Source organism: Polynucleobacter sp. P1-05-14 (assembly GCF_018881675.1).
GTDB lineage: Bacteria > Pseudomonadota > Gammaproteobacteria > Burkholderiales > Burkholderiaceae > Polynucleobacter.
This window is the reverse complement of sequence record NZ_JACVPV010000001.1, coordinates 306,011-326,636: the sequence shown is the minus strand read 5'-3', so window position 1 is coordinate 326,636 and position 20,626 is coordinate 306,011. Positions and strand designations below refer to the sequence as shown.

29 protein-coding genes are annotated in these 20,626 nt (G+C 45.6%); 13 read left to right on the top strand and 16 right to left on the bottom strand.

Features of this window, described 5'->3' with window-relative positions:
* Window positions 1-18: 18 nt before the first annotated feature.
* From ICN37_RS01790 to ICN37_RS01740, 11 genes are all read right to left on the bottom strand, one after another.
* Window positions 19-912 carry a hypothetical protein gene (locus tag ICN37_RS01790; RefSeq protein WP_216154445.1) on the bottom strand — a complete coding sequence of 298 codons (894 nt, stop codon included), beginning with the start codon at window positions 910-912 and terminating at the stop codon, window positions 19-21.
* 4 nt (window positions 913-916) lie between these two features.
* On the bottom strand, window positions 917-1,702 hold the full coding sequence (gene folE, locus ICN37_RS01785; protein ID WP_255538435.1) for a GTP cyclohydrolase I: 786 nt from the start codon (window positions 1,700-1,702) through the stop codon (window positions 917-919).
* A 41-nt stretch (window positions 1,703-1,743) separates the two neighbouring features.
* A complete protein-coding gene (locus ICN37_RS01780) occupies window positions 1,744-2,187 on the bottom strand; it encodes a type II toxin-antitoxin system VapC family toxin (RefSeq protein WP_216154444.1) in 444 nt (147 codons plus the stop codon).
* A complete protein-coding gene (locus ICN37_RS01775) occupies window positions 2,153-2,404 on the bottom strand; it encodes an antitoxin (protein WP_215321482.1) in 252 nt (83 codons plus the stop codon). Before ICN37_RS01775 ends, ICN37_RS01780 begins: the two co-directional genes overlap by 35 nt.
* Window positions 2,405-2,487: 83 nt before the next feature.
* The gene (locus tag ICN37_RS01770) at window positions 2,488-2,859 is read right to left on the bottom strand and encodes an MAPEG family protein (RefSeq protein WP_216154443.1); all 372 of its coding nucleotides are present in this window, start codon (window positions 2,857-2,859) and stop codon (window positions 2,488-2,490) included.
* 40 nt (window positions 2,860-2,899) lie between these two features.
* Window positions 2,900-3,532, bottom strand: a complete 633-nt coding sequence (plsY, locus tag ICN37_RS01765) for a glycerol-3-phosphate 1-O-acyltransferase PlsY (RefSeq protein WP_216154442.1) — start codon at window positions 3,530-3,532, stop codon at window positions 2,900-2,902.
* 17 nt (window positions 3,533-3,549) lie between these two features.
* Entirely contained in the window at window positions 3,550-4,473 is a 924-nt protein-coding gene (gene xerD, locus ICN37_RS01760; RefSeq protein ID WP_216154441.1) for a site-specific tyrosine recombinase XerD, read from the bottom strand.
* Between the two features lie 4 nt (window positions 4,474-4,477).
* The gene (locus ICN37_RS01755; protein WP_216154440.1) at window positions 4,478-4,888 is read right to left on the bottom strand and encodes a type II toxin-antitoxin system PemK/MazF family toxin; all 411 of its coding nucleotides are present in this window, start codon (window positions 4,886-4,888) and stop codon (window positions 4,478-4,480) included.
* Window positions 4,885-5,166: a hypothetical protein gene (locus ICN37_RS01750; RefSeq protein ID WP_216154493.1), complete on the bottom strand. Its 282-nt coding sequence runs from the start codon at window positions 5,164-5,166 to the stop codon at window positions 4,885-4,887. Before ICN37_RS01750 ends, ICN37_RS01755 begins: the two co-directional genes overlap by 4 nt.
* 156 nt (window positions 5,167-5,322) lie before the next feature.
* Complete coding sequence (locus tag ICN37_RS11650) at window positions 5,323-5,529, bottom strand: CopG family antitoxin (protein ID WP_216154439.1); 207 nt, start codon at window positions 5,527-5,529, stop codon at window positions 5,323-5,325.
* Window positions 5,522-6,007, bottom strand: coding sequence for a YajQ family cyclic di-GMP-binding protein (locus tag ICN37_RS01740; RefSeq protein WP_215321476.1), 486 nt, complete (start codon window positions 6,005-6,007; stop codon window positions 5,522-5,524). Before ICN37_RS01740 ends, ICN37_RS11650 begins: the two co-directional genes overlap by 8 nt.
* 136 nt (window positions 6,008-6,143) lie before the next feature.
* On the opposite strand from ICN37_RS01740, the gene murB reads away from it, so the two are divergent.
* On the top strand, window positions 6,144-7,181 hold the full coding sequence (gene murB / locus ICN37_RS01735; RefSeq protein ID WP_216154438.1) for a UDP-N-acetylmuramate dehydrogenase: 1,038 nt from the start codon (window positions 6,144-6,146) through the stop codon (window positions 7,179-7,181).
* 13 nt (window positions 7,182-7,194) lie between these two features.
* Here murB and ICN37_RS01730 read toward each other — a convergent pair whose 3' ends face one another.
* Entirely contained in the window at window positions 7,195-8,247 is a 1,053-nt protein-coding gene (locus ICN37_RS01730) for a GSU2403 family nucleotidyltransferase fold protein (protein WP_216154437.1), read from the bottom strand.
* A 98-nt stretch (window positions 8,248-8,345) separates the two neighbouring features.
* Window positions 8,346-9,566, bottom strand: a complete 1,221-nt coding sequence (gene xseA, locus ICN37_RS01725; RefSeq protein ID WP_216154436.1) for an exodeoxyribonuclease VII large subunit — start codon at window positions 9,564-9,566, stop codon at window positions 8,346-8,348.
* A gap of 313 nt (window positions 9,567-9,879) precedes the next feature.
* Here xseA and ICN37_RS01720 point away from each other — a divergent pair, with 313 nt between their 5' ends.
* The 6 genes from ICN37_RS01720 to adk all read left to right on the top strand — a co-directional run bounded on the left by ICN37_RS01720 (window position 9,880) and on the right by adk (window position 13,937).
* Window positions 9,880-10,530 (top strand): MotA/TolQ/ExbB proton channel family protein, encoded by a 651-nt coding sequence (locus ICN37_RS01720; RefSeq protein WP_216154435.1) that lies wholly within the window; start codon window positions 9,880-9,882, stop codon window positions 10,528-10,530.
* Entirely contained in the window at window positions 10,527-10,991 is a 465-nt protein-coding gene (locus ICN37_RS01715; RefSeq protein ID WP_215321471.1) for a biopolymer transporter ExbD, read from the top strand. Before ICN37_RS01720 ends, ICN37_RS01715 begins: the two co-directional genes overlap by 4 nt.
* A 26-nt stretch (window positions 10,992-11,017) precedes the next feature.
* Window positions 11,018-12,109 carry a tetraacyldisaccharide 4'-kinase gene (gene lpxK / locus ICN37_RS01710; protein WP_216154434.1) on the top strand — a complete coding sequence of 364 codons (1,092 nt, stop codon included), beginning with the start codon at window positions 11,018-11,020 and terminating at the stop codon, window positions 12,107-12,109.
* 72 nt (window positions 12,110-12,181) lie between these two features.
* On the top strand, window positions 12,182-12,361 hold the full coding sequence (locus ICN37_RS01705; RefSeq protein ID WP_215321469.1) for a Trm112 family protein: 180 nt from the start codon (window positions 12,182-12,184) through the stop codon (window positions 12,359-12,361).
* A 21-nt stretch (window positions 12,362-12,382) separates the two neighbouring features.
* Window positions 12,383-13,147 (top strand): 3-deoxy-manno-octulosonate cytidylyltransferase, encoded by a 765-nt coding sequence (gene kdsB, locus ICN37_RS01700; protein WP_216154433.1) that lies wholly within the window; start codon window positions 12,383-12,385, stop codon window positions 13,145-13,147.
* Between the two features lie 124 nt (window positions 13,148-13,271).
* Window positions 13,272-13,937: an adenylate kinase gene (gene adk, locus ICN37_RS01695; protein ID WP_216154432.1), complete on the top strand. Its 666-nt coding sequence runs from the start codon at window positions 13,272-13,274 to the stop codon at window positions 13,935-13,937.
* Window positions 13,938-13,994: 57 nt separating this feature from the next.
* On the opposite strand, the gene ICN37_RS01690 is transcribed toward adk, so the two are convergent.
* Genes ICN37_RS01690 through glyA form a run of 3 tightly spaced genes read right to left on the bottom strand, consistent with a single transcriptional unit; the run spans window position 13,995 to window position 15,895 of the window.
* Window positions 13,995-14,150: a DNA-binding protein gene (locus ICN37_RS01690; RefSeq protein WP_216154431.1), complete on the bottom strand. Its 156-nt coding sequence runs from the start codon at window positions 14,148-14,150 to the stop codon at window positions 13,995-13,997.
* Between the two features lie 14 nt (window positions 14,151-14,164).
* Entirely contained in the window at window positions 14,165-14,611 is a 447-nt protein-coding gene (gene nrdR, locus ICN37_RS01685) for a transcriptional regulator NrdR (RefSeq protein WP_215321463.1), read from the bottom strand.
* A gap of 39 nt (window positions 14,612-14,650) precedes the next feature.
* Window positions 14,651-15,895: a serine hydroxymethyltransferase gene (gene glyA / locus ICN37_RS01680; RefSeq protein ID WP_216154430.1), complete on the bottom strand. Its 1,245-nt coding sequence runs from the start codon at window positions 15,893-15,895 to the stop codon at window positions 14,651-14,653.
* A 76-nt stretch (window positions 15,896-15,971) separates the two neighbouring features.
* Here glyA and tolQ point away from each other — a divergent pair, with 76 nt between their 5' ends.
* From tolQ to ybgF, 6 genes are all read left to right on the top strand, one after another.
* Complete coding sequence (gene tolQ, locus ICN37_RS01675; protein ID WP_215321461.1) at window positions 15,972-16,628, top strand: protein TolQ; 657 nt, start codon at window positions 15,972-15,974, stop codon at window positions 16,626-16,628.
* A gap of 23 nt (window positions 16,629-16,651) precedes the next feature.
* Window positions 16,652-17,071, top strand: coding sequence for a protein TolR (gene tolR / locus ICN37_RS01670; protein ID WP_072583297.1), 420 nt, complete (start codon window positions 16,652-16,654; stop codon window positions 17,069-17,071).
* 25 nt (window positions 17,072-17,096) lie between these two features.
* On the top strand, window positions 17,097-17,918 hold the full coding sequence (locus tag ICN37_RS01665) for an energy transducer TonB (protein ID WP_216154429.1): 822 nt from the start codon (window positions 17,097-17,099) through the stop codon (window positions 17,916-17,918).
* Between the two features lie 3 nt (window positions 17,919-17,921).
* Complete coding sequence (tolB, locus tag ICN37_RS01660; protein ID WP_216154428.1) at window positions 17,922-19,244, top strand: Tol-Pal system beta propeller repeat protein TolB; 1,323 nt, start codon at window positions 17,922-17,924, stop codon at window positions 19,242-19,244.
* Window positions 19,245-19,386: 142 nt separating this feature from the next.
* A complete protein-coding gene (gene pal / locus ICN37_RS01655) occupies window positions 19,387-19,887 on the top strand; it encodes a peptidoglycan-associated lipoprotein Pal (RefSeq protein ID WP_215321459.1) in 501 nt (166 codons plus the stop codon).
* Window positions 19,888-20,619, top strand: coding sequence for a tol-pal system protein YbgF (gene ybgF / locus ICN37_RS01650; protein ID WP_255538434.1), 732 nt, complete (start codon window positions 19,888-19,890; stop codon window positions 20,617-20,619).
* Window positions 20,620-20,626: the final 7 nt, after the last annotated feature.

Sequence of the window (20,626 nt, the reverse complement as noted above, 5' to 3'; positions counted from 1 at the left end):
CATATACGCACCATGATCTCAACACGCCCTATTAAACGCAATTGCAGCCAAGGAATCTTTTGCACCAATAACGCCGCTAGATTTAGCACCTTGGCCTTGAGTCGTTAGGACGTAAGTATTTTCCTGACAATTAGCAGTAAAACTGTAATCCGCCTGCTTGATTAAACCCTTACCCAATATATAAGAACTCAACCGTAATTGGCGAACATCTTTTTTAGAATCAACAATACTTACTTCATTATTAATGACTTCATAAAAAACGGGTGAGCGAGTATTAGCTGACTCCAGAACAACCTCTTGCTTAGCAAGCACCAGTTGCTTATTTTCTTTTTCATCAAATACTTCTTCAGGTGCTCTTTTAGATATTGGGGCCGGTAAGGCGCTATCTTGATAGAGGAAGTAATTCACGTTTTGATCGTCGATAAACTTTCTGCCACATAGGCGAGAACGCATATAGGCCATAGCTGTTTTGGGAGCAATTTTGACCCAGCCAGATCCATTGACGGGCTTGATATCACCAACTAGAGGACCTTTGGAAACAATATTCTGGGTGTATAGAGTCTCTGACCACTGATTATTGCTAAAGCAATCAATTTTTTGGCGATAAGGCCCAACTATTGTGGGGTTAAATTGCGCCAAGGTATTTTTTTCCCTAGGGGCAATAAAAATATCAAAGCTAATAACCCCATCTTCGTCTTCACTCAAGGTGTAGGGGTCATAAAACCAGTTTTTATTTTGAGACTCTGCCAGCAAAATCCAATTACGCTCTGAGTAGTCTTTTTTATTTAATGGCGGAACATAAAAGAATGGTGACTCCACTTTCTCATCCATGACGGATTGATAATCTTGGCTCATGGGGCCAGAAGTGCAGCCCGCAATAACCAAAACAGCAAGAATGGGAAGTTTCTTCATCAACTTATTTACGATCAATCAACGCCAAGAACTCTCTACGCAAATTAGAATCTTTTAAGAAAGCTCCACGCATCACGCTATTGATCATTTTCGAATCACGATCCTTAACACCACGCCATTGCATACAAAAGTGATCGGCATCCATCACTACTGCCACACCAATTGGCTTAATCTTCTTCTCAAGCATATCTGCCAGCTCTACAACAGCTTCTTCCTGAATTTGTGGGCGACACATGACCCATTCGGTCAAGCGTGAGTACTTAGAAAGGCCAATCAGAGCAGACTCCTTACTAGGTAGAACACCGATCCAAATACGACCCATGATTGGGCATAGATGATGAGAGCAAGCACTACGAACGGTAATGGGGCCAATAATCATGAGCTCATTTAAGCGGCTCACATTGGGGAACTTGGTTAAAGTGGGCTGATCAACATAACGCCCATTAAACACCTCCTGCACATACATCTTTGCTACACGACGACTCGTGTTTTGAGTGTTGTGATCATTTTCAGTATCGATGACGAGGCTTTCTAAAACAGCCTGCATTTTCTCTGCTACCTCATCTACCAAACCTTCTAATTCACCTGGCTTAATAAATGCTGAGATATTGTCATTCGCATGAAAGCGAGCCTTTTGGGCCTCAATACGGCGGCGTATGACTACCGATAAAGGTAAACCACCCTCTTCTTTTGCAGCATCCCTTGAGTGAACGGCAGATTTTTTTATAGGAAGTTTGCTCACTATTTTTTTTACGGGCATTTTCTGAATAGCTTTTTTAGGGGTTGACATAAAAACTTTCTAGGGAAAAAATAGCGGCTATCGAACAGGGTCTAAATTGACCATTCTTCCACTTGGAGATTGGGAATACGATGAAACTCTCGTGCATTATTAGTGATCAAACCGCTTGACTCAGATAGGGCATGGGCTGCAATCATTAAATCCATTCCACCAATGGGTTGACCCATTATCTCTAGCTCAGAACGAATTTGAGCATAATGGTGCGTAGCCTCCACCGGCCATGGACGAATTTCAAAACCATCTATCCATGCTTCAATCGCCGCACTAAAACGTGGCGATGCTAATTTTGCCGCCCCAAACCTCAGCTCTGCAGCAACAATGGCAGATAACCATACTTCATCATGCTCCAGCCCAGCAAAGCGCTCCAACATCTTTTGCGGATGTCTGCGCAATATATATCTACAAATATTGGTATCTAAGGTTTTTTGTTTTTTTACCAATCTAAGTCCAATCACGCTCTTGTGCTGGTGAATCATCCCGATCCTGTAAAAAGTTCTCTGGAAGAGGATCAGTCTGTTGATAAAAAGTACTGAGCCATTGACCCAGATTGTGCTCTTTCTCAACATCAGGCGTAACCCAAAGCGCATTACCCACTTGTTCTATGCGGACTTGCTTGGATTGAAAGCGTAACTTCGCGGGCAGACGAATCGCTTGACTGCGCCCGCTCATAAATAATTTGGCAATACTTGTCATTTGACCCTCCACATCTATGGGGATATTTTGTAATATAGCAATGATATATTACATCTAAAAATCAAGCAAATGCCTAAACACCTTTACATTTGAAAAAACAAGCCCACTACACAAATCATGCCAAACAGCCAAACGATGGATCTCGTGGTTGGCCAATTAGCGATATAGCAAATGAGATAGGCGATACGGGCAATTACAAAACCCATTGCCAGTAAGTCAATTCTGTCCTGTGGAGCATGAGCTACGGATGCAATGATCACGGCGGCAAAGAACAAAGGGAGCGACTCAAATAGATTGGCTTGAGCAGCATTAGCCCTGGCTCTAAACCCCGTTTGCTTTGCCAGCCATTGCCGTGGCATCGCATTGTCATAACCCTGAAAACCTTTTTTAGCAATACCTGCTGCGACATAAGGTAAAAGACCCATCAACAGAATGCAAGCGTAAGCAATAGTCATAAGAAGTACCGTTAGTTATTTTTTGGTTATGTTGGATGAATTATGTTGGAGTCTTTTTAGAGCCAATACGACTCTCTTTGCCATTGAGTAAATTCTGAATGTTGCTTCGATGGCGCCAGATAAGTAATGCACATACGGCCAAGAGAGCCAAGCCCATCGGCTGAAAGCCGAATAAGAAAACAAAATAGATGGGGCCGAAGATTGCAGCAGCCAATGCCGCTAAAGAAGAGTAGCGCATAAACATCGCCACAATAATCCAAGTACTGAGCGTAGCTAATCCCAAAATCCAATTAATGCCAAACAAAATACCGCAAGCAGTAGCAACACCTTTGCCGCCTTTAAATCCATGGAATACGGGGAAGAGATGGCCTAAAAATACTGCCAGTACAACTCCGCACAAGAGCCATGAGCTCATCGTGGAGGTCAGAGATTCATCTCCGAGTAATACCCGTGCCAGCATGACCGCAAAATATCCTTTCAGCGCATCACCAATCAGCGTTAAGACGGCGGCTAACTTATTACCGGTTCGTAGCACGTTGGTGGCGCCTGGATTTCCAGAGCCATAGGAATGGGGATCAGGTAAGCGCATGCACTTACTCACCACTACCGCAAAAGAAATGGAGCCTATTAAATAGGCAACTGGGATAAGCAAGAGATCAAGGGTCAATTCCATACCGCTATCTTAAACACTTATGAACCCCTGGGATGGTGCTGCTGATGTATGGATTTCAGTCTTTCTCTGGCCACATGGGTGTAGATCTGGGTGGTAGAAATGTCAGCATGGCCCAAAAGGAGCTGAACCACTCTTAAATCCGCTCCATGATTGAGTAAATGGGTGGCAAATGCATGACGCAGGGTATGGGGTGATAGAGCCACCGGAATATTAGCCAATGTGGCATAGCGTTTAATCAGCGCCCAGAATGCTTGACGAGTTAAACCGGTTCCGGTGTGGCGCCCTATAAAAACCGCATCAGTTGTCTTACCCTCCAGCAAAGGAGTGCGGGCTTCTGCTAAATAGCGTCTTAACCACTGCCCTGCTTCTCCGCCAAAGGGCACTAAGCGCTCTTTGCCGCCCTTACCATTAACTACTCTCACTACACCCTCATTCAAACCTAAGGCGACTGTTTTTAAAGAAACAATTTCAGATACGCGTAAACCACTGGCGTACATCAACTCCAGCATGGTGCGATCACGCAAACCTAATGGGGTATCAATATCAGGCGCATTGAGTAATGCAGTAACGTGATCTTCACTCAGCGTCTTTGGAAACCGTAGCGCTTGTTTAACAGCGCGTAAACCAATACAGGGATCGCTCTTCACTAAATTGATACGGAGTGCATGACGATAGAAGCGCTTGAATACTGTCAAACGTCGATTAGCGGTAGTTGCCTTGTCAGCACGTCGGTGCGCTATGTAGGCGGTAAGATCTTTCTCGGTAACGCCGTATAGATCGGCGCCAGAGTCCTTATATAACCACTGAGCCAATAACAATAGGTCTCTACGGTATGCGGACAAGCTATTTTGAGCTAACCCATCCTCTAGCCAGCAAGCATCACAGAAGCGCTCAATGGCCTCCTGGCTTATCACGGAGATTGGAGGTATATTTTTTTTCATCCTATCAATTTGATGCTGCGCGATAAGCCGCTTCAACAGCGCGAAGAATAGTTGCGTGCAAGGTGCCTAGCTTGGGTGTATTGCCATGCGGGCTTCTGGCGGGCACTTTGAAATAGCGCTCAGACCAGGGCAGATCCACAATCACCTTGAAATCAAACTTTGTGTCGTAAGCCAATCCAGCTAGTGCGTAAGCAGCTGGATTCTTGGTCTGGGTTATCGCCACCTCGCCAGCTTTAAGTCTTGTCAGATTTTGGGATGTTCCATACGCTACGCTGACCTGATTGCCATCATCCCTACGCTCGACACTCAGGACAATGGCTGGTCTGGGTTTGGGTCCTGGCTCACTATTAGGAACTTCTGGAAACAAACACCAAACGATATCGCCAGGTGCTGGCAACATCCAAGCCTGACTCATGCAAACAATGCATCGCGTGCAAGCAGTTTTCCTTTTGGTAAGCGCTTGGCCGCATCCTTGCGTAATGCCAAGACTTGTTTTGCGGTCAACGGACCATCATCAGGGGCATAAGAAGGTAAAACATCAGTAGCAAATTTTGACAAGGCCATATGAATAACCTGCGTTTCATTGACATCGAGCTCTTTAGCAATTGCCTTAACCGTTGTTCGAGTCACGCCAAATTGGGTGTCTTTAGAGCGGAATTTGACCAACAGGTTTTCGTTTGAAGCTCTCATCATGGCACCTCTTTAATTTATATATATAAAATATATACTATTTTAGGTGCAATTGCAATCTTTACGCTCTCATTGAATAAGTGAGATTTAACCCAAATCAACGACAAATTACGGATACCTGATTTAACTAATTTCTGGGTTCCTTGACCAAATAAAGTCCTATACCAATTTTCCAAATACCCCAACTTGAGACTTCATAGTCGCAGAGTGGGGTCTTAGATTTGGTGTTGCCACTCTAAATGCTTTATTTAAATCAAAATAATTAGAAGCGTCATTCATTTCCCAAAACCGTCTTTCATCAAGTTCCGATTGAAATACAGGAATGGGTTTAAACGTCTTCATTGCACCAAGCTTCTTCTTAGTCACGGAAATTATTAAAGCCCAATGGCGCTTCTGTTACTTCTTTTTTAAGCAAGGCCATTGTTTCTTGTAAGTCATCACGCTTGGCGCCGGTGACACGCACTGCATCACCCTGAATACTGGCTTGCACCTTGAGCTTGCTGTCTTTAATAATGCGCACAACTTTTTTTGCTAAGTCCGAAGTGATCCCTTTTTGAATCTTCATCGTTTGCTTACGCTTATCGCTACCAATGGTTTCTGTTTTCTCATCCTTAAGATAGCGCACATCCACATTGCGCTTGGCCATTTTATTAATCAGGACATCACGCACTTGACCCAATTTAAAGTCGTCATCACCAAATAAGATTAATGCCTCATCTTTTTGTTCAACACGGCTATCAGAGCCCTTGAAGTCAAAACGATTGGTAATTTCTTTATTGGATTGCTCGATGGCATTTTTGAGCTCAACCATGTCTGGCTCACAAACTACGTCAAATGTTGGCATTTTTACTCCCTATGTTTTCTCGTAATTACTCTCGTAATCTTTACATTTTCTGGCTATTTTGGCGTCCATCGCAGATTTCTTGCTTCCTGTGCTGCCAAAAATAGGCTCTGGATTCTTTTACGAATAAGATTGTGGCATGAACCGTGCTCAAAATGCGCCCCAACCCGCAAAATTGATCCCAAATTTGGGTTTGAAGCACCGCAACACCTTTGGCTTTGACGCTAGCGCGGAACTGGCCTACGAAATTACCGCGCCCGAGCAAATTCCTGAAGTTATTGCAGAAGTTGCAGAAAAAAAACTGCCATGGCGGGTTTTAGGCGGAGGTAGCAATGTCATTCTCCCAAGCACCTTACCGGGAGCCACCCTCCTCATGAATATCGCTGGGCAAGAAATCATTTCCTCCGATGAAAAGGCAAGCTATTTAGCAGTTGGTGCTGGTGTTAACTGGCATGAACTCGTTGCTTCGACACTCGAGAAAGATTTGCCCGGCCTAGAAAACTTAGCACTCATTCCTGGCACAGTTGGGGCAGCACCCATTCAAAATATCGGCGCCTATGGTGTTGAAATTGCAGATTACATTGATAGCATTGAAGCATTTGATGCAAAAAACTATGCCTTTATCACCCTCCAAAATGAGGCATGCCACTTTGCTTACCGCGATAGCTACTTCAAGCAAAATCCCCACCGCTTTATCGTGACAAAGGTCGTTTTTAAGCTGCCTAAAGCTTGGCAGGCTCGCATCCACTATGCAGATCTTACAAGGCAATTTTCTGAGAACGCCAACCCGAGTCCTGAAGATATCTTCTTAGCAGTATGTAAGGTGCGCACACATAAGCTGCCAGACCCCAAAGTGATTGGTAATGCTGGAAGTTTCTTTCAGAACCCTGTAATTCCTGTTGAGCAGTATGAAACTTTGCTGAGAGCGCATACGAATCTAGTGTCTTATCCAGATGCAGCTGGTAAACGTAAGCTCGCAGCTGGTTGGCTTATCGATCAATGCGGCTTTAAGGGTCAACGCATGGGCTCGGTTGGTGTTTATGAACATCAAGCACTTGTTCTAGTTAACCATGGCGGCGGCACCGCTCAAGATATTTTAGGTTTAGCCAAATGCATTCAGGAAAAAGTGCACGACAAATTTGGTGTTAGCTTACAGATTGAGCCCAATATTTTGTAAATCGTGCTTATTACTACCGTACATTAGCTAGATCCAATAATTCTGGGTATTGCTTCAGCAAGGCAGTCTTTCCTTGATTTAAACGCTTAAGCCAACCAGGTCCACGTGAAATTGCATCTATCCATGCTCGCCTAATTAACTCTCCATTACCCTCATCAAATAGAACTTTGAAAATTGCTGCGGCTTGACCTAAGTCTTTATTTGCTTTGACGCGCTCATTCATAGGCCGCTCCCCATAAACAATTAACTTATGTATTGCATAGCGCTCTGGGGCTGGGATATTCACAATGCAAGCACCCTCTTTAGATAAGAGCACAGTCTGTGTAGTATCTACCAGTGAAAACTCCATAAATTTAAGGCATTCCAGAGTCAAACCCAATTCAGGCAACACCACTGGCCCACCACTTCGAGTTTGGGGGGTAACAAAATCTAGCCGTAGTTCCGGATCCCTGGGATTGCGATATTGAGCACCTGTTTTTCCTGAAAATTCAGTAATGGGTAACAAGCCCATCTCCAACGAATTTAAGGCATCGTGCACTGAGATTTTGACATTTGCCCCTAATGCGATTGAAACATTTTTTCCTGCGTGAGCAAAATCTACATCCATTGTTGTATTGGAAGATAGCCATTTCACCCCCAACATATTTCCCATGGCAAGAAATGCATGTGTGCCAATCAATATTCCACCAGCGCTGAAAAATCCATAATGACGTAAGCGATTCACTACGCGAAAATGCTTGGTTAATGTTGACTCACAACCAAGCGCTTCCGCCGATAGCGCCAGCCTTTTGATCTTAGTCGATCGATCACTTACTTTCAGAGCTTGATGTTTTTTAATAAGCTGAGTAACGCGTTGATCCTCAGGACCCACATAAGCCATACGACCTACACCATCAATATCACGATAGCCGTAATAAATATAAGTCTTACCTTTTTGAACTTGCTTATGAAAGGATCCTGGCAATTCTTTAAATTGATTGATATTTTCAACGTGCAATTGATCCTGCAGTTCGGCATAAGCCGTTTGCGCGGACAATGAAAGTGATTCATATAGCTTGGTACTCATTTGGTTATTATACAAAAATTTATTTGTATAATAACCATTATTCTATATAGCTTATAACGGTAATTGGGGTTGATATCACACCCGAAAACACTACACTGTCAATTGCTTTCCACTGGATTTATTTCTGAAAATTGTACGTCTACTTGACCCTCGGCTAATTGCACTTGATATGTGTTTTCCACATTTAGCTCACTAGGCTTGCGTAACGCGTGTAGTTGATCTTTTTCTTTGCTCAGAATAACGGCATAACCACGCTCAAGCGTTCGCTGCGGATTGAGCATCTCCAACTGAGATTGGTAGTGCACTTGATTACGCTTCCAGTTTTCTATACGCACTGACCATGCTTGGTTTAATCGTTGCTGCCAGCCATGAATGTGTTCGCGCATACGATCGGGATTGGGCAAAGCATGGCTGAGCCTCAGAGCCAATTGATCTAAGGTTTGCGCCTCGCGCTCAACTCGTTGATTAATGCGCTGGAGAAGCGCTTGCATGATGGCATCGAGCTCCTGTAGCATTTGATCTCGGCGTGGTGCTGCAAGCTCTGCCGCGCCCGTCGGAGTTGGTGCACGGAGGTCGGCAACAAAGTCGGCAATGGTGAAGTCGGTTTCATGTCCAACACCACTGACCACTGGGATGGATGAATCTGCAATCGCATAAGCAAGCTGTTCATCATTAAAAGCCCATAGATCTTCAATGCTGCCACCACCGCGCACTAGCAAGATGACATCGACTGCTTTTTCTTTTTCCGCAGCTTTGAGTGCGGCAATAATTCCAGCGGGTGCATCAGGACCTTGAACCAAGGTTGGATAAATCACAATCGGAATATGTGGCGCTCTTCTCGCTAAAGTGCTTAAGACATCCTTAAGTGCAGCTGCTTGTGGTGATGTGATGATGCCGATGGATCTCGGATGTGTTGGTATCTCGCGTTTACGCTCATCATCAAACAAACCTTCTTTAGCAAGTTTGGCTTTGAGCTTTAAGAAGGCTTCATAAAGACCGCCCATACCAGCGCGACGTAAAGTCTGAATGGTGAGCTGTATATCCCCACGAGGGACATACATGCCTAGACTGGCGCTGACCTCAACCAAGTCCCCAGATTGCGGCATGAACCCAACTTGGCCGTTGCGACCACGGAACATGACACAGCGAATCTGACCTTCTGCGTCCTTTAACGAAAAATACCAGTGCCCGCTGTCATAAGCCTTGAAGTTGGAAATCTCCCCGCTCACCCATACAGTGTCGAAACGGTCCTCTAAAGAGGCAGCAATGGCGCGGTTTAGATCGCCAACACTCAGAATTTCCCTTGATATTTCCGACATTTTTTCTCTTTAATCTCACAGCTATCTGGCTTAGGCGCCAATAAATATCCACAGATGCAGATTCACTCTAGGTTTAATGCTCATAAGTAAGTAATTACTGACCCAAAACGTCTCATAAATCCAACATTAAAAATATAAGCCATTGATTTATATAGGAATTAATGCATCCAATAAATTTAATTGAATGCAATATAAAACCGAGTCAACCATGTATCAAGGACTTACAGAGCGAATTCAAAAAAGTTTTGCACAGAGTTATCCACAGGCTAGGTTTCCGAAACAGGCTTTTTAATTCAGCTAAAGTACTGAGCTTATGTACTCCATCTTACTATCCGCTGGCTGGCCTATTTGGCCCCTCCTCATCATTTCCATATTGGGCCTTGCAATCGCCATAGAGCGAGGCTGGTATCTGCGTCAAACGCATATATTCCCCAAAAACTGTCTGGAAAGCGTCTTTTCTCTTGCAAATCAGTTGGTTGGAAACAAATCAACCGTTTCTGAGCAGCAGATTGCAGAATTGGCCAATCTTTCTCCTGCAAGTCCTTTATTGGCATGCGCACTAAAAGAGAAATTAGCCGGCAGTAGTACTGATGCTGCGCTGGAGGAGCTGCAGGTGAGCGCACAAAGCACTTGGCTTAAGCTGGACCGCTACTTAGGTGCCCTTGCCACGATCGCCACGGTCGCTCCGCTACTGGGTTTATTTGGCACCGTAGTGGGCATGATTGAAATCTTTGGCAGCCAAGGGGCAATCAATGGTGCTGCCGGCAGTCCACAACAATTGGCACACGGTATATCAGTCGCTTTGTATAACACTGCATTTGGACTATTGATTGCGATTCCAGCGCTTGCTGCTTGGCGTGGTTTGCGCGCAATGGCAAATCAACGTCAACGTGAATGCGAAGAATTTACTCGTCAACTTTTCAAAAAGCTTTATCCAAACGACGCTGCTGACACTACAAAATGAGTTGGCTAGAAACGCACCCACGAGCTAAGAGACAATTTTCTCTTGGGAGCAGTACTCCATCTGTAGAACCAGAAATCAATCTGATTCCTTTTATTGATGTGCTATTGGTGGTGCTAATCTTTTTAATGATCTCTACAACCTTCACACGGTATCAAGAACTCGCCATTACCTTACCCACTGCCAATGGCAATGAGAGCCAAGCAGAGGTCAAGCAAATTCATATTGCAGTCAGTCGCGATGGCCGCTTCGCTGTTAATGGCAAAGTCACCGATCGATCACAACTTAGTAATGCATTAACTCAGTTAAACGGACAAAGCAATCAGAAGGAAGGCGTCAGCTCTCTGCAGGTCAATATTGATGCGGATGCCAAGGCGCCCCACCAATCAGTGATGAGTGCACTGGAAGCGGCGCGTGATGCCAATCTCTCGAATATCGTGTTTAGCAGTCAAACCAAAAAATAACTTCAGAACAAAGAAAAATATTCTTCATGTCCTTTTCTTTTTCCCGTAAAGCACCTAAGTTCTGGGAAAGACGTGGTCCTACAAGCTTATTGCTATGGCCACTCTCTTGGCTTTATGGCCTAGTGGTGCGTATGCGTAAGTTAATTCTGGATACGGGCTTAGTAAAACAAAAGCCTGCTCCAGTACCGGTGATTATTGTGGGCAATATCCGCGTAGGCGGCACTGGCAAGACGCCTATCGTGATTGCTTTAGCAGAACGCTTACAGCAACTTGGATGGAGGCCCGGCATTATCAGTAGAGGCTATGGCTCCTCTTCACAAACAGCACCCTTACAAGTACACGGCAATTCTGATCCTGCTTTAGTTGGCGATGAACCAGTCTTGATTGCAAAACGTACGCACGATCAATTTCCGATTTGGGTTTTTCCAAAGCGTCAAAGAACTATTGGGGCCTTGCTCAAGCATTCGCCCAATGTAAACGTCATCATTAGTGATGATGGCTTGCAACATAGCGGCTTAGCCCGCTGGCCTGCTCGCGAAGGTGGTCGTGATATCGAATTCGTAGTGCGTGATGGACGCGGCGAAGGCAATCGCTTTTTGCTGCCCGCCGGTCCTTTGCGTGAACCAGCGACACGCGAACGCGATGCTACCCTTTTTACTGGAAAAACAAAGGATATTGAAACTAAGCTTGGCCCCCAGGATGAATACTTTTTAGGGCGTCGCGCATTTTCACTCTTGGGTCATTTAGGTAATGCCTACCAATTAATCAATCCAGCCAATACGCAGACGCTTGCTCAAATTGCGGATAGCTATCTACCAAACAAAATTACTGCTGTTGCTGCCTTGGGTAATCCACAACGCTTTTTTGACGATCTACTCAAACAGGGCATTGCCGCCAAATCGATTCCTTTGCCTGATCATGCGACCTATACCCCTGAGTTCTTTGAGAAGATCAACGCGCAATGCATCCTCATCACCGAAAAAGATGCCGTGAAATGCACCACGATTACAGATGAACGTATTTGGGTGGTGCCAATGACTCTTGCCCTTCCGGATAGCCTGGCTGACTGGCTCCAATCTATCCTGCAAAGACCTAATCCTTATCGCTATACCTTGTAGGTTTAGCGTACATAGCACTACACTGTGTCCTCATATATTTAAACTCTTCATTTAGATCACTGCAAAGAAATCATGGATAAACGACTGCTCGATATTTTGGTTTGCCCTTTATGCAAAAGCCAATTGCATTTAAATGCCGAGAAACATGAACTCATTTGCAAAGCTGACCGCTTGGCTTACCCCATTCGGGATGATGTGCCGGTAATGCTGGTGGAAGAAGCGCGCAGCCTTAGCGCTGATGAAATCGCTTAATTTAATAAAAATCATTTTTTAATGGACGCTGACTCAAAGGCTGCAGATTTTTTAGTAGTGATTCCCGCTAGGTTGGGATCTACTCGCTTGCCTCGAAAACCTCTAGCTGACATTGGTGGCAAACCCATGGTCATTCGGGTTGCAGAGCGCGCCAAGCAATCACTTGCGCACAGCGTTGTAGTGGCAACTGATTCACCAGAAATACAAGCGGCTTGTGATGAGTACCGCATTGAGTGTTTACTGACTAGCGCAGATCATCCAACCGGAACCGATCGTATTGCAGAGGTTGCGCAGCTACTTAAATTACCCAGTAATGCATTGATTGTGAATGTGCAAGGTGATGAGCCACTCATTCCGCCGGAATTGATTAATCAAGTTGCTAGCACTTTGGCAGAGCATCAAGAGTGCGCCATCTCCACAGTTGCTGTACCCATTACCGATGCCACAGAGATCAATAATCCCAATGTTGTGAAAGTCGTTCTCAATCGCGCTGGCGAGGCGCTCTATTTTTCTAGAGCACCTATTCCATTTGTGAGGGATCCGCAAGTCGATCAAAAAACAGATCATTTACGCCATCTGGGGATCTATGCCTATAGAGCTGACTTTTTACAGGCCTATACCCGTCTAGAGCCAGCTCCTCCAGAGCAAGCTGAAGCCCTAGAGCAGCTGCGCGCCCTCTGGAATGGTTATCGCATAGCAGTTCATATCGCCTCAGAAGTTCCACCAGCTGGCGTCGATACCCCAGAGGACCTGGAAAGAGTGCGGCAGATGCTAGCTCGCTCCTAGGCTAACCTAAGGCTAAAAGCCAAAACCTCAGTAGCTTGCAACTTCTCGGGGATAATCCTAGGCAATAGGTATCTAAGATCCCGACAAAATACGGGACAATGACAGCTCTTCTAAGGGGAAAACAATGCGGTTGATTCTGCTCGGTGCACCAGGTGCTGGAAAAGGCACACAAGCTCAGTTCATTTGCGAAAAGTTCGCTATTCCACAAATTTCCACTGGCGATATGTTGCGCGCTGCTGTGAAAGCGGGAACTGAACTGGGTATTGCAGCCAAAAAGATTATGGATGCAGGCGGCCTTGTTTCTGATGACATCATCATTGGCCTCGTTAAAGATCGTCTGACACAACCTGATTGCAGCAAGGGTTACTTGTTTGACGGTTTTCCAAGAACCATTCCCCAAGCGCAAGCGATGAAAGATGCTGGCGTTCCGATTGATTACGTTTTAGAAATCGATGTGCCATTTGATGCCATTATCGATCGTATGGGCGGACGTCGCGTTCACCCAGCCTCTGGTCGTACTTATCACATCAAATACAACCCACCAAAGGTTGCAGGTAAAGATGATGTGACTGGTGACGATCTGATTCAGCGTGACGACGACAAAGAAGCGACGGTTCGCAAGCGTCTACAGGTTTATGACGATCAAACCCGTCCATTAGTGGAGTATTACTCTTCTTGGGCTGCGCAGGCTAATTCAGCAGACAAGGTGAAAGCACCCGCCTATCGCAAGGTAAGCGGCACTGGAAGCGTTGAAGACATTACTGCTTCGATTTTTGCTCAATTGAAGTAATTCAAGCTCCATCAATAAAAAAGACTGCATTGCAGTCTTTTTTATTTGAAGCGTAGATTAAAGATTTGCTCGCGCCAGCTCTATATCTAACGATGCATACTTAATTAAAACGGGATCTCCGTCTTCATTTACCGCCTGCAAATATCCAGCAATATCTTCTTCTGTTTTTAAATAATCCAGAATATTGAATGTGGAAAGCTGATTAATTTTCATAAGCTGAATATTTCCTATTTAAGCTCTTTTAGAGCACTCTCAAAGGACTCAATGTCAGCAAAGCTTCTGTAAACAGAGGCGAAGCGAATGTAGGCCACCTTATCAAGACGCTTGAGCTCGCGCATTACTAGCTCACCTACGCGCTCACTGGGAATCTCTTTTTCGCCAAGACTGAGAAGTTTCTCCTCAATGCGGGCAATGGATTCATCTACAGAATCAGAGGAGACCGGACGCTTACGTAGTGCCAGCTTGATTGAGCTAGCCAGCTTATCGTGACTATATTCAACCCGACTGCCATTTTTCTTAACGATAGCTGGTAGCACCAATTCAACACGCTCATAAGTTGTAAATCGCTTATCGCACTTGGCACAACGACGACGACGGCGAATGGTATCGCCCTCGTCAGATACCCGGGTATCTAAAACCTGGGTATCTTCGTTATGGCAAAAAGGGCAGCGCAATGAGCTCTTCTTTTCTTAGTTGGGTTGCTGATTGTTTGCTTAACCGTAAACTGGGAAACGCTTCGTGAGCTCAGAAACTTGAGCACGCACTTTAGCAATGTTCTCAGGATCAGTTGGATTATCTAAAACATCCGCAATAAAGTTTCCAACTTGTCTTGCTTCTGCTTCTTTAAATCCACGCGTAGTCATTGCTGGTGAACCCAAACGAATGCCGCTGGTCACCATTGGTTTTTCTGGATCATTTGGAATACCGTTCTTATTGCAAGTGATGTGCGCTTCACCTAAAACACGCTCAGCCTCTTTACCGGTCATTTTCTTGGCACGCAGATCCACCAACATCACATGAGAATCTGTTCCGCCAGAAACAATACGCAAGCCACGCGCAATTAAAGTCTCGGCAAGTGCTTTTGCATTCGCAACCACCTGCTTTTGGTAATCGATAAAGCTAGGTTCCTGGGCCTCTTTGAACGCTGCCGCCTTACCTGCGATCACATGCATCAAAGGACCACCCTGTAGACCTGGGAAGACTGCAGAATTAATTGCCTTCTCATGCTCAGCTTTCATCAAGATGATGCCGCCACGTGGGCCGCGCAAGCTCTTGTGGGTTGTAGAAGTAACAATGTCGGCATGCGGCACTGGGTTTGGATAAACGCCAGCTGCAACTAAGCCAGCATAGTGCGCCATGTCGACCATAAAAATTGCGCCCACTTCTTTTGCCAATTTACCAATGCGCTCAAAATCAATTTTTAGAGAGTAGGCAGAGGCACCAGCAATAATGAGTTTTGGTTTGTGCTCACGCGCGAGACGTTCCATTTGCTCGTAATCGATCTCTTCGTTTTTATCAAGCCCGTAAGCGATTGGATTAAACCATTTGCCGCTCATGTTCAACACCATACCGTGGGTCAAGTGACCGCCTTCAGCAAGACTCATACCCATGAAGGTATCGCCTGGTTTTAAGAAAGCCAAGAACACAGCTTGGTTGGCAGATGCGCCGCAATGCGGTTGTACGTTTGCTGCTTCAGCACCAAATAATGCTTTGACGCGATCGATCGCTAATTGCTCAGCCACGTCCACGAATTCACAACCGCCGTAATAGCGCTTGCCTGGATAGCCTTCAGCGTACTTATTGGTCAACTGAGAGCCTTGAGCCTCCATTACCGCTGGTGAGGTGTAGTTCTCAGAAGCAATCAGCTCAATATGGTCTTCCTGACGCTTATTTTCGTTCTGAATGGCTGCCCATAACTGGGGGTCGGTTTTAGCTAAAGTGTTTTGACGGTCAAACATGGTGATAATCCTGAAAAAGTTGGATTGCTGAGTGAATTAACTTAGTAAAATCAACCTACATCATACAAAATCCACCATGACCTCTACACAAGACCTCTCATTCCTCTCCCTAGTCCTCAATGCCAGCCTATTAGTACAGCTGGTAATGTTGTTATTACTCAGCATGTCCGTGGCCTCTTGGACCATTATTTTTAAGAAAACCGCTGTTTTACGTGGGGTCCGCCAGGATACCGAGCGCTTTGAGCGTGACTTTTGGGCCGGTGGAGACCTCAATACCCTCCTAGAGGCGGCCCAGCGCAATAACCGCAATGACGCGGTCCTAGAGCATATTTTCGAGGCTGGGATGCAAGAATTTGCAAAAGGTCGTGAGATTGACGCTGCCCGTCGCGCCATGAAAGCCACCTACCAACGTGAAATGGACCTCCTAGAAGCCAATCTACCCTTCTTGGCATCCGTAGGCTCAGTCTCCCCCTATATCGGCCTCTTTGGCACCGTTTGGGGCATCATGCACTCCTTCCGCGGTTTGGCTAACGTGCAAAACGCGACCCTTTCTGCAGTGGCTCCCGGTATCGCAGAAGCATTGATCGCTACAGCGATTGGTTTGTTTGCTGCGATTCCAGCAGTAGTTGCTTACAACCGCGCAGCAACTGATGTAGACCGCCTCTCCATTCGCTTTGAAACTTTCATTGAAGAGTTCACCAACATCTTGCAGCGTCAAACTGCTGGACGTTAATTGGATTCATAAGCGAAAAAATTATGGCTGGTTCTTCATTGCGTAAAAACAAACGTCGGGCAATGTCTGACATTAACGTCGTTCCCTACATCGACGTCATGTTGGTATTGCTCGTAATTTTTATGGTCACCGCACCAATGGTCAACCCAGGCGTTGTCAACTTACCCACTGTTGGTGGCGCCAAAGTGCAATCACTACCGCCAGTCTTTCTAACGATTGATGCCAACGAGAATGTCATCGTGCGCAAAGATGGAGACCCCACGCAAACACTTAATAAATTTGAGCTTGGTGCTTTTGCCAGATCTCAGGCAGAAAAATCTGCCGATCAACCGATTGTGATTGCTGCGGATAAATCCATTAAGTATGAAACAGTGATGGAAGTGATGTCCAAGCTCAAAGAGAATGGCGTGAAGCGCGTTGGCCTTGCGGTCAAGACCCAGTAAGGCTAGAGGATTGATTTAGCTGCTCATGAATAGCGCACACTCTTTTAAGTCACCCCTCTCGCAATTCAAGCGAGGACGTTTTACGAAAGAAGAAAGTACCAAGCGCGCCTTTACTTTTTCACTCATCGCGCATTTAGGTCTGCTTGCTTTTTTAATGATTGGGATTAGCTGGAACAACACCACCTCTTCTGGTGTTGAGGTTGAGCTCTGGGACTCCGCTCCACAAGTAGAATCTCCACCTGAGCCAGAACTCAAAACAGAAGTGAAAGAAGAGGCTGCTGATATCGCCATCAAGAAAAAGAAGGTAGATAAAGAACCTCCCAAAAAAGAAGTGGTGAAAGAGAAGCCAAAGCCAGTGAAACCTCCTCCACCGAAGGAGAAGGAAAAGCCGAAGAAGGAAGATCCGCCGAAAAAAGTAGAAGCCCCTAAAGCCCAATCTCCTGTAGAAACTAAAGCCAATGCCGCTGCAGAAAAAGCACGTTCTGATCAATTAGCGCGTTTACGTGCTGCAGCTGGTGCCGAAGGCGGTAGTGGTGGTACGGTTGGAAGTGGTGTTGGCGGCGGAGGCAATGCGCCCCCAGGCTGGACCGACAAAGTCATTAAGAAGGTCAAGCCATTGATTGTCTTTAACCCTGAATCCGTGAGTGGCAACCCTGCAGCGGTGATTCTGGTCAATCTTGCTCCAGACGGGGCTATTTTGAGTACCAGTATTCAATCCTCTAGCGGTAATACCGGCTGGGACCGTGCCGTACTCCTCGCACTTTCTCGCGCAGAGAGTTTGCCAAAAGACGACAATGGCAAAATTCCTCAACGCGAAGTAAAACTGACTTTTAAACCCAAGGATTAATGCATGTTGCAATTAGCAAAAAGACAGATACAGAAACTGACCTCAAAACTAAATTCTTTTAGCTTGATTGGTATTGCTTTATGTATCAGCTTTGCAACTCCTGCGCTTGCGCAGATGAATATTGAAATCACTGGCGTAGGTCAATCACTTTACCCAATCGCGGTAATGCGCTATAAAGATGAGAACAAATTACCCACTAGCGTTACTGAAATCATTCGCCAAGATTTAGCTCGCAGCGGTTACTTTAAAAATACTGAGAACGGTAATGCTGTTGAGAGCGATGATGGTACCCCCAACTACAAATCTTGGGCAGCACGTGGCGCTGATGCATTAGTAGTCGGATCAGTCGTACAGACTGGCAACAATCAATTTGACATTCATTACAAATTATTTGATGTTCGCAAATCTCAAAGCCTGGGCGGTCTAAATCTCAGCTCAAGCACCGATAACTTGCGTGCAGTTGCCCATAAAATTGCTGATGACATCATCTTTAAGTTATTGGGTGAGCGTGGCGTGTTCTCCACCCGTCTCTCCTATGTCATTAAGGATGGTAAGCGCTATCGCCTGGTGATATCTGATGCAGACGGTCAGAACATTCGCAATGCTATGAACAGTGGTGAGCCGATTATTTCTCCATCATGGTCACCCGATGGCAAGAAAGTAGCGTACGTTTCTTTTGAAGATCGTAAGCCGGTGATTTATGTTCATGAACTAGCAACCGGTCGTCGCATTTCTCTTTCAAATCAAAAGGGTAATAACAGCGCACCAGCGTGGTCACCCGATGGCAAGAAATTAGCGATCTCATTGTCTAAAGATGGTAATACACAGATCTACGGCATCAATGCAGATGGCACGGGTTTGCATCGTTTAACTCGTGGCAACACGATTGATACCGAGCCGCAATATTCTGCTGATGGTCGCTACATCTACTTCACTAGCGATCGCGGTGGCAACCCACAAATCTATCGCATGAGTGCTGATGGCGAACAAGCTGAAGGCGTCAAACGCATTACCTTCAAACAAGGTTTTGTAACCTCACCTCGCATCTCACCAGATGGCAAATATTTAGCTTACATCGCCAATATTGGTGGCGCATATCGCCTCTACATTCTGAACTTGGCTACTGGCGATACTCAGGCGCTTACCGATGGCACTAGTGATGAATCTCCTTCCTTTGCTGCCAACGGCCGCTATGTTCTCTACTCCACTAAAGTCGGTGGCAAACGAGTGCTCGCCGCCGTTTCAGTCGATGGCAACTCCAAACAGGTATTGAGCATTCCCGGATCTGATGTACGTCAGCCGTCCTGGGGCCCATTCATGGACTGAGTCTTAGGTAGGTCTGAACCAAGCCTTAACTGCATCTAAACCCTTTTTTAGGGGTTGAAATAGTCACTTTTGATGTTCTTAGGGGCATAATATTGTCTATTGATTTATTTATAGATTTAGCTCGTAGGAAAAAGGAAAATTCATGAAGATTTCTATCGCACGTCGCGCAGCGACATTCGCCCTGATTGGTGCCGCGGCATTTTTGATGGCAGCATGCTCCAGCGTCAAGCTAGATGACACTGATGGTGCTAATGGTAGCGGCAGTGGCAAATTTGGCTCACAGCCATGGAATGACCCGAGCAGTCCACTCTTTGAAAAGAGTGTTTACTTTGGCTTTGATGAATACACCGTTCAAACTAAATACCAAAAAATGCTGTCTGCTCACGCAAGCTACTTAAAAGCCAATCCAAAGCAGAAAGTCATTATTCAGGGCAACACTGATGAACGCGGCACAGCTGAATACAACTTGGCACTTGGCCAACGTCGTTCTGATGCTGTACGTAAATCATTGAACTTGATGGGCGTTTCTGACGACCAAATGGAAGCAGTGAGCTTTGGTAAAGAAAAGCCAAAAGCAGAAGGTGACACTGAAGCAGCTTGGGCAGAAAATCGCCGCGCTGACATTGTTTACATCACCAACTAAATGAAGATGCTTTCATACACAGTAAAACAAACGCTCTCACGAGCGTTTTGTTTAAGTGCTGCACTCATTTGTTTAGGCGCATCTAATAGCGCCTGGGCCCTCTTCTCCGATGACGAAGCGCGTAAGGCAATTCTGGATCTACGCAAGTCTCTAGCGACCACCCAGCTTGAGTTACAGGGTCAAATCGACAAACTCAAAACTGAGAATGCAGAGCTGCGTGGCAAGGTTGAAGAGCTTGAGAAGCAAGGCGAAGACATTAACAATAGTCAGAAAACTTACTACCAAGATCTCGATACTCGCTTGGGTAATTTTGAGCCTCGCACCGTAACAATTGAAGGCGTCTCTGGAACAGTGCAACCTGGCGAGAAAAAAGCCTACGACGATGCATTAAAGGCATTTCAGGCGGGTAATCTGAAGAAAGCTGACGATAGCTTTGCTGCATTCACTGCCAAGTATCCAAAAAGCCCTTACTTGCCGCTTGCCCTCTACTGGAGTGGTAATAGCAAATATGCCAATAAAGAATATGCTGGTGCCATCGCCCAATTACAAAGTTTAATTAAACGCTACCCAAATCATCCACGCGTTCCTGCGGCAATGGTGACTTTGGGTAACTCGCAATTAGAAAGCGGCAACAAGGCAGCGGCTAAAAAAACATTTAGCGAAATTATTGCTAAGTACCCAGACACTGATGCAGCTAAAGATGCGCAGCAACTCATTACTAGCACCAAGTAACTGATTA

Excerpts from the sequence above, each read along its gene's own strand:
- folE (WP_255538435.1), bottom strand. The coding sequence starts at position 1,702 with ATGTCAACCCCTAAAAAAGCTATTCAGAAAATGCCCGTAAAAAAAATA.
- ICN37_RS01750 (WP_216154493.1), bottom strand. The coding sequence starts at position 5,166 with ATGATGAGAGCTTCAAACGAAAACCTGTTGGTCAAATTCCGCTCTAAA.
- pal (WP_215321459.1), top strand. The coding sequence starts at position 19,387 with ATGAAGATTTCTATCGCACGTCGCGCAGCGACATTCGCCCTGATTGGT.
- ICN37_RS01705 (WP_215321469.1), top strand. The coding sequence starts at position 12,182 with ATGGATAAACGACTGCTCGATATTTTGGTTTGCCCTTTATGCAAAAGC.
- ICN37_RS01690 (WP_216154431.1), bottom strand. The coding sequence starts at position 14,150 with ATGAAAATTAATCAGCTTTCCACATTCAATATTCTGGATTATTTAAAA.
- ICN37_RS01770 (WP_216154443.1), bottom strand. The coding sequence starts at position 2,859 with ATGACTATTGCTTACGCTTGCATTCTGTTGATGGGTCTTTTACCTTAT.
- plsY (WP_216154442.1), bottom strand. The coding sequence starts at position 3,532 with ATGGAATTGACCCTTGATCTCTTGCTTATCCCAGTTGCCTATTTAATA.
- lpxK (WP_216154434.1), top strand. The coding sequence starts at position 11,018 with ATGTCCTTTTCTTTTTCCCGTAAAGCACCTAAGTTCTGGGAAAGACGT.
- ICN37_RS01665 (WP_216154429.1), top strand. The coding sequence starts at position 17,097 with ATGAATAGCGCACACTCTTTTAAGTCACCCCTCTCGCAATTCAAGCGA.
- kdsB (WP_216154433.1), top strand. The coding sequence starts at position 12,383 with ATGGACGCTGACTCAAAGGCTGCAGATTTTTTAGTAGTGATTCCCGCT.
- murB (WP_216154438.1), top strand. The coding sequence starts at position 6,144 with ATGAACCGTGCTCAAAATGCGCCCCAACCCGCAAAATTGATCCCAAAT.
- ICN37_RS01775 (WP_215321482.1), bottom strand. The coding sequence starts at position 2,404 with ATGACAAGTATTGCCAAATTATTTATGAGCGGGCGCAGTCAAGCGATT.
- adk (WP_216154432.1), top strand. The coding sequence starts at position 13,272 with ATGCGGTTGATTCTGCTCGGTGCACCAGGTGCTGGAAAAGGCACACAA.
- ICN37_RS01720 (WP_216154435.1), top strand. The coding sequence starts at position 9,880 with ATGTACTCCATCTTACTATCCGCTGGCTGGCCTATTTGGCCCCTCCTC.
- ICN37_RS01715 (WP_215321471.1), top strand. The coding sequence starts at position 10,527 with ATGAGTTGGCTAGAAACGCACCCACGAGCTAAGAGACAATTTTCTCTT.
- ICN37_RS01780 (WP_216154444.1), bottom strand. The coding sequence starts at position 2,187 with ATGATTCACCAGCACAAGAGCGTGATTGGACTTAGATTGGTAAAAAAA.
- ICN37_RS01740 (WP_215321476.1), bottom strand. The coding sequence starts at position 6,007 with ATGCCAACATTTGACGTAGTTTGTGAGCCAGACATGGTTGAGCTCAAA.
- ybgF (WP_255538434.1), top strand. The coding sequence starts at position 19,888 with ATGAAGATGCTTTCATACACAGTAAAACAAACGCTCTCACGAGCGTTT.
- ICN37_RS01755 (WP_216154440.1), bottom strand. The coding sequence starts at position 4,888 with ATGAGTCAGGCTTGGATGTTGCCAGCACCTGGCGATATCGTTTGGTGT.
- glyA (WP_216154430.1), bottom strand. The coding sequence starts at position 15,895 with ATGTTTGACCGTCAAAACACTTTAGCTAAAACCGACCCCCAGTTATGG.
- xerD (WP_216154441.1), bottom strand. The coding sequence starts at position 4,473 with ATGAAAAAAAATATACCTCCAATCTCCGTGATAAGCCAGGAGGCCATT.
- tolQ (WP_215321461.1), top strand. The coding sequence starts at position 15,972 with ATGACCTCTACACAAGACCTCTCATTCCTCTCCCTAGTCCTCAATGCC.
- xseA (WP_216154436.1), bottom strand. The coding sequence starts at position 9,566 with ATGTCGGAAATATCAAGGGAAATTCTGAGTGTTGGCGATCTAAACCGC.
- tolR (WP_072583297.1), top strand. The coding sequence starts at position 16,652 with ATGGCTGGTTCTTCATTGCGTAAAAACAAACGTCGGGCAATGTCTGAC.
- tolB (WP_216154428.1), top strand. The coding sequence starts at position 17,922 with ATGTTGCAATTAGCAAAAAGACAGATACAGAAACTGACCTCAAAACTA.
- ICN37_RS01730 (WP_216154437.1), bottom strand. The coding sequence starts at position 8,247 with ATGAGTACCAAGCTATATGAATCACTTTCATTGTCCGCGCAAACGGCT.
- ICN37_RS01790 (WP_216154445.1), bottom strand. The coding sequence starts at position 912 with ATGAAGAAACTTCCCATTCTTGCTGTTTTGGTTATTGCGGGCTGCACT.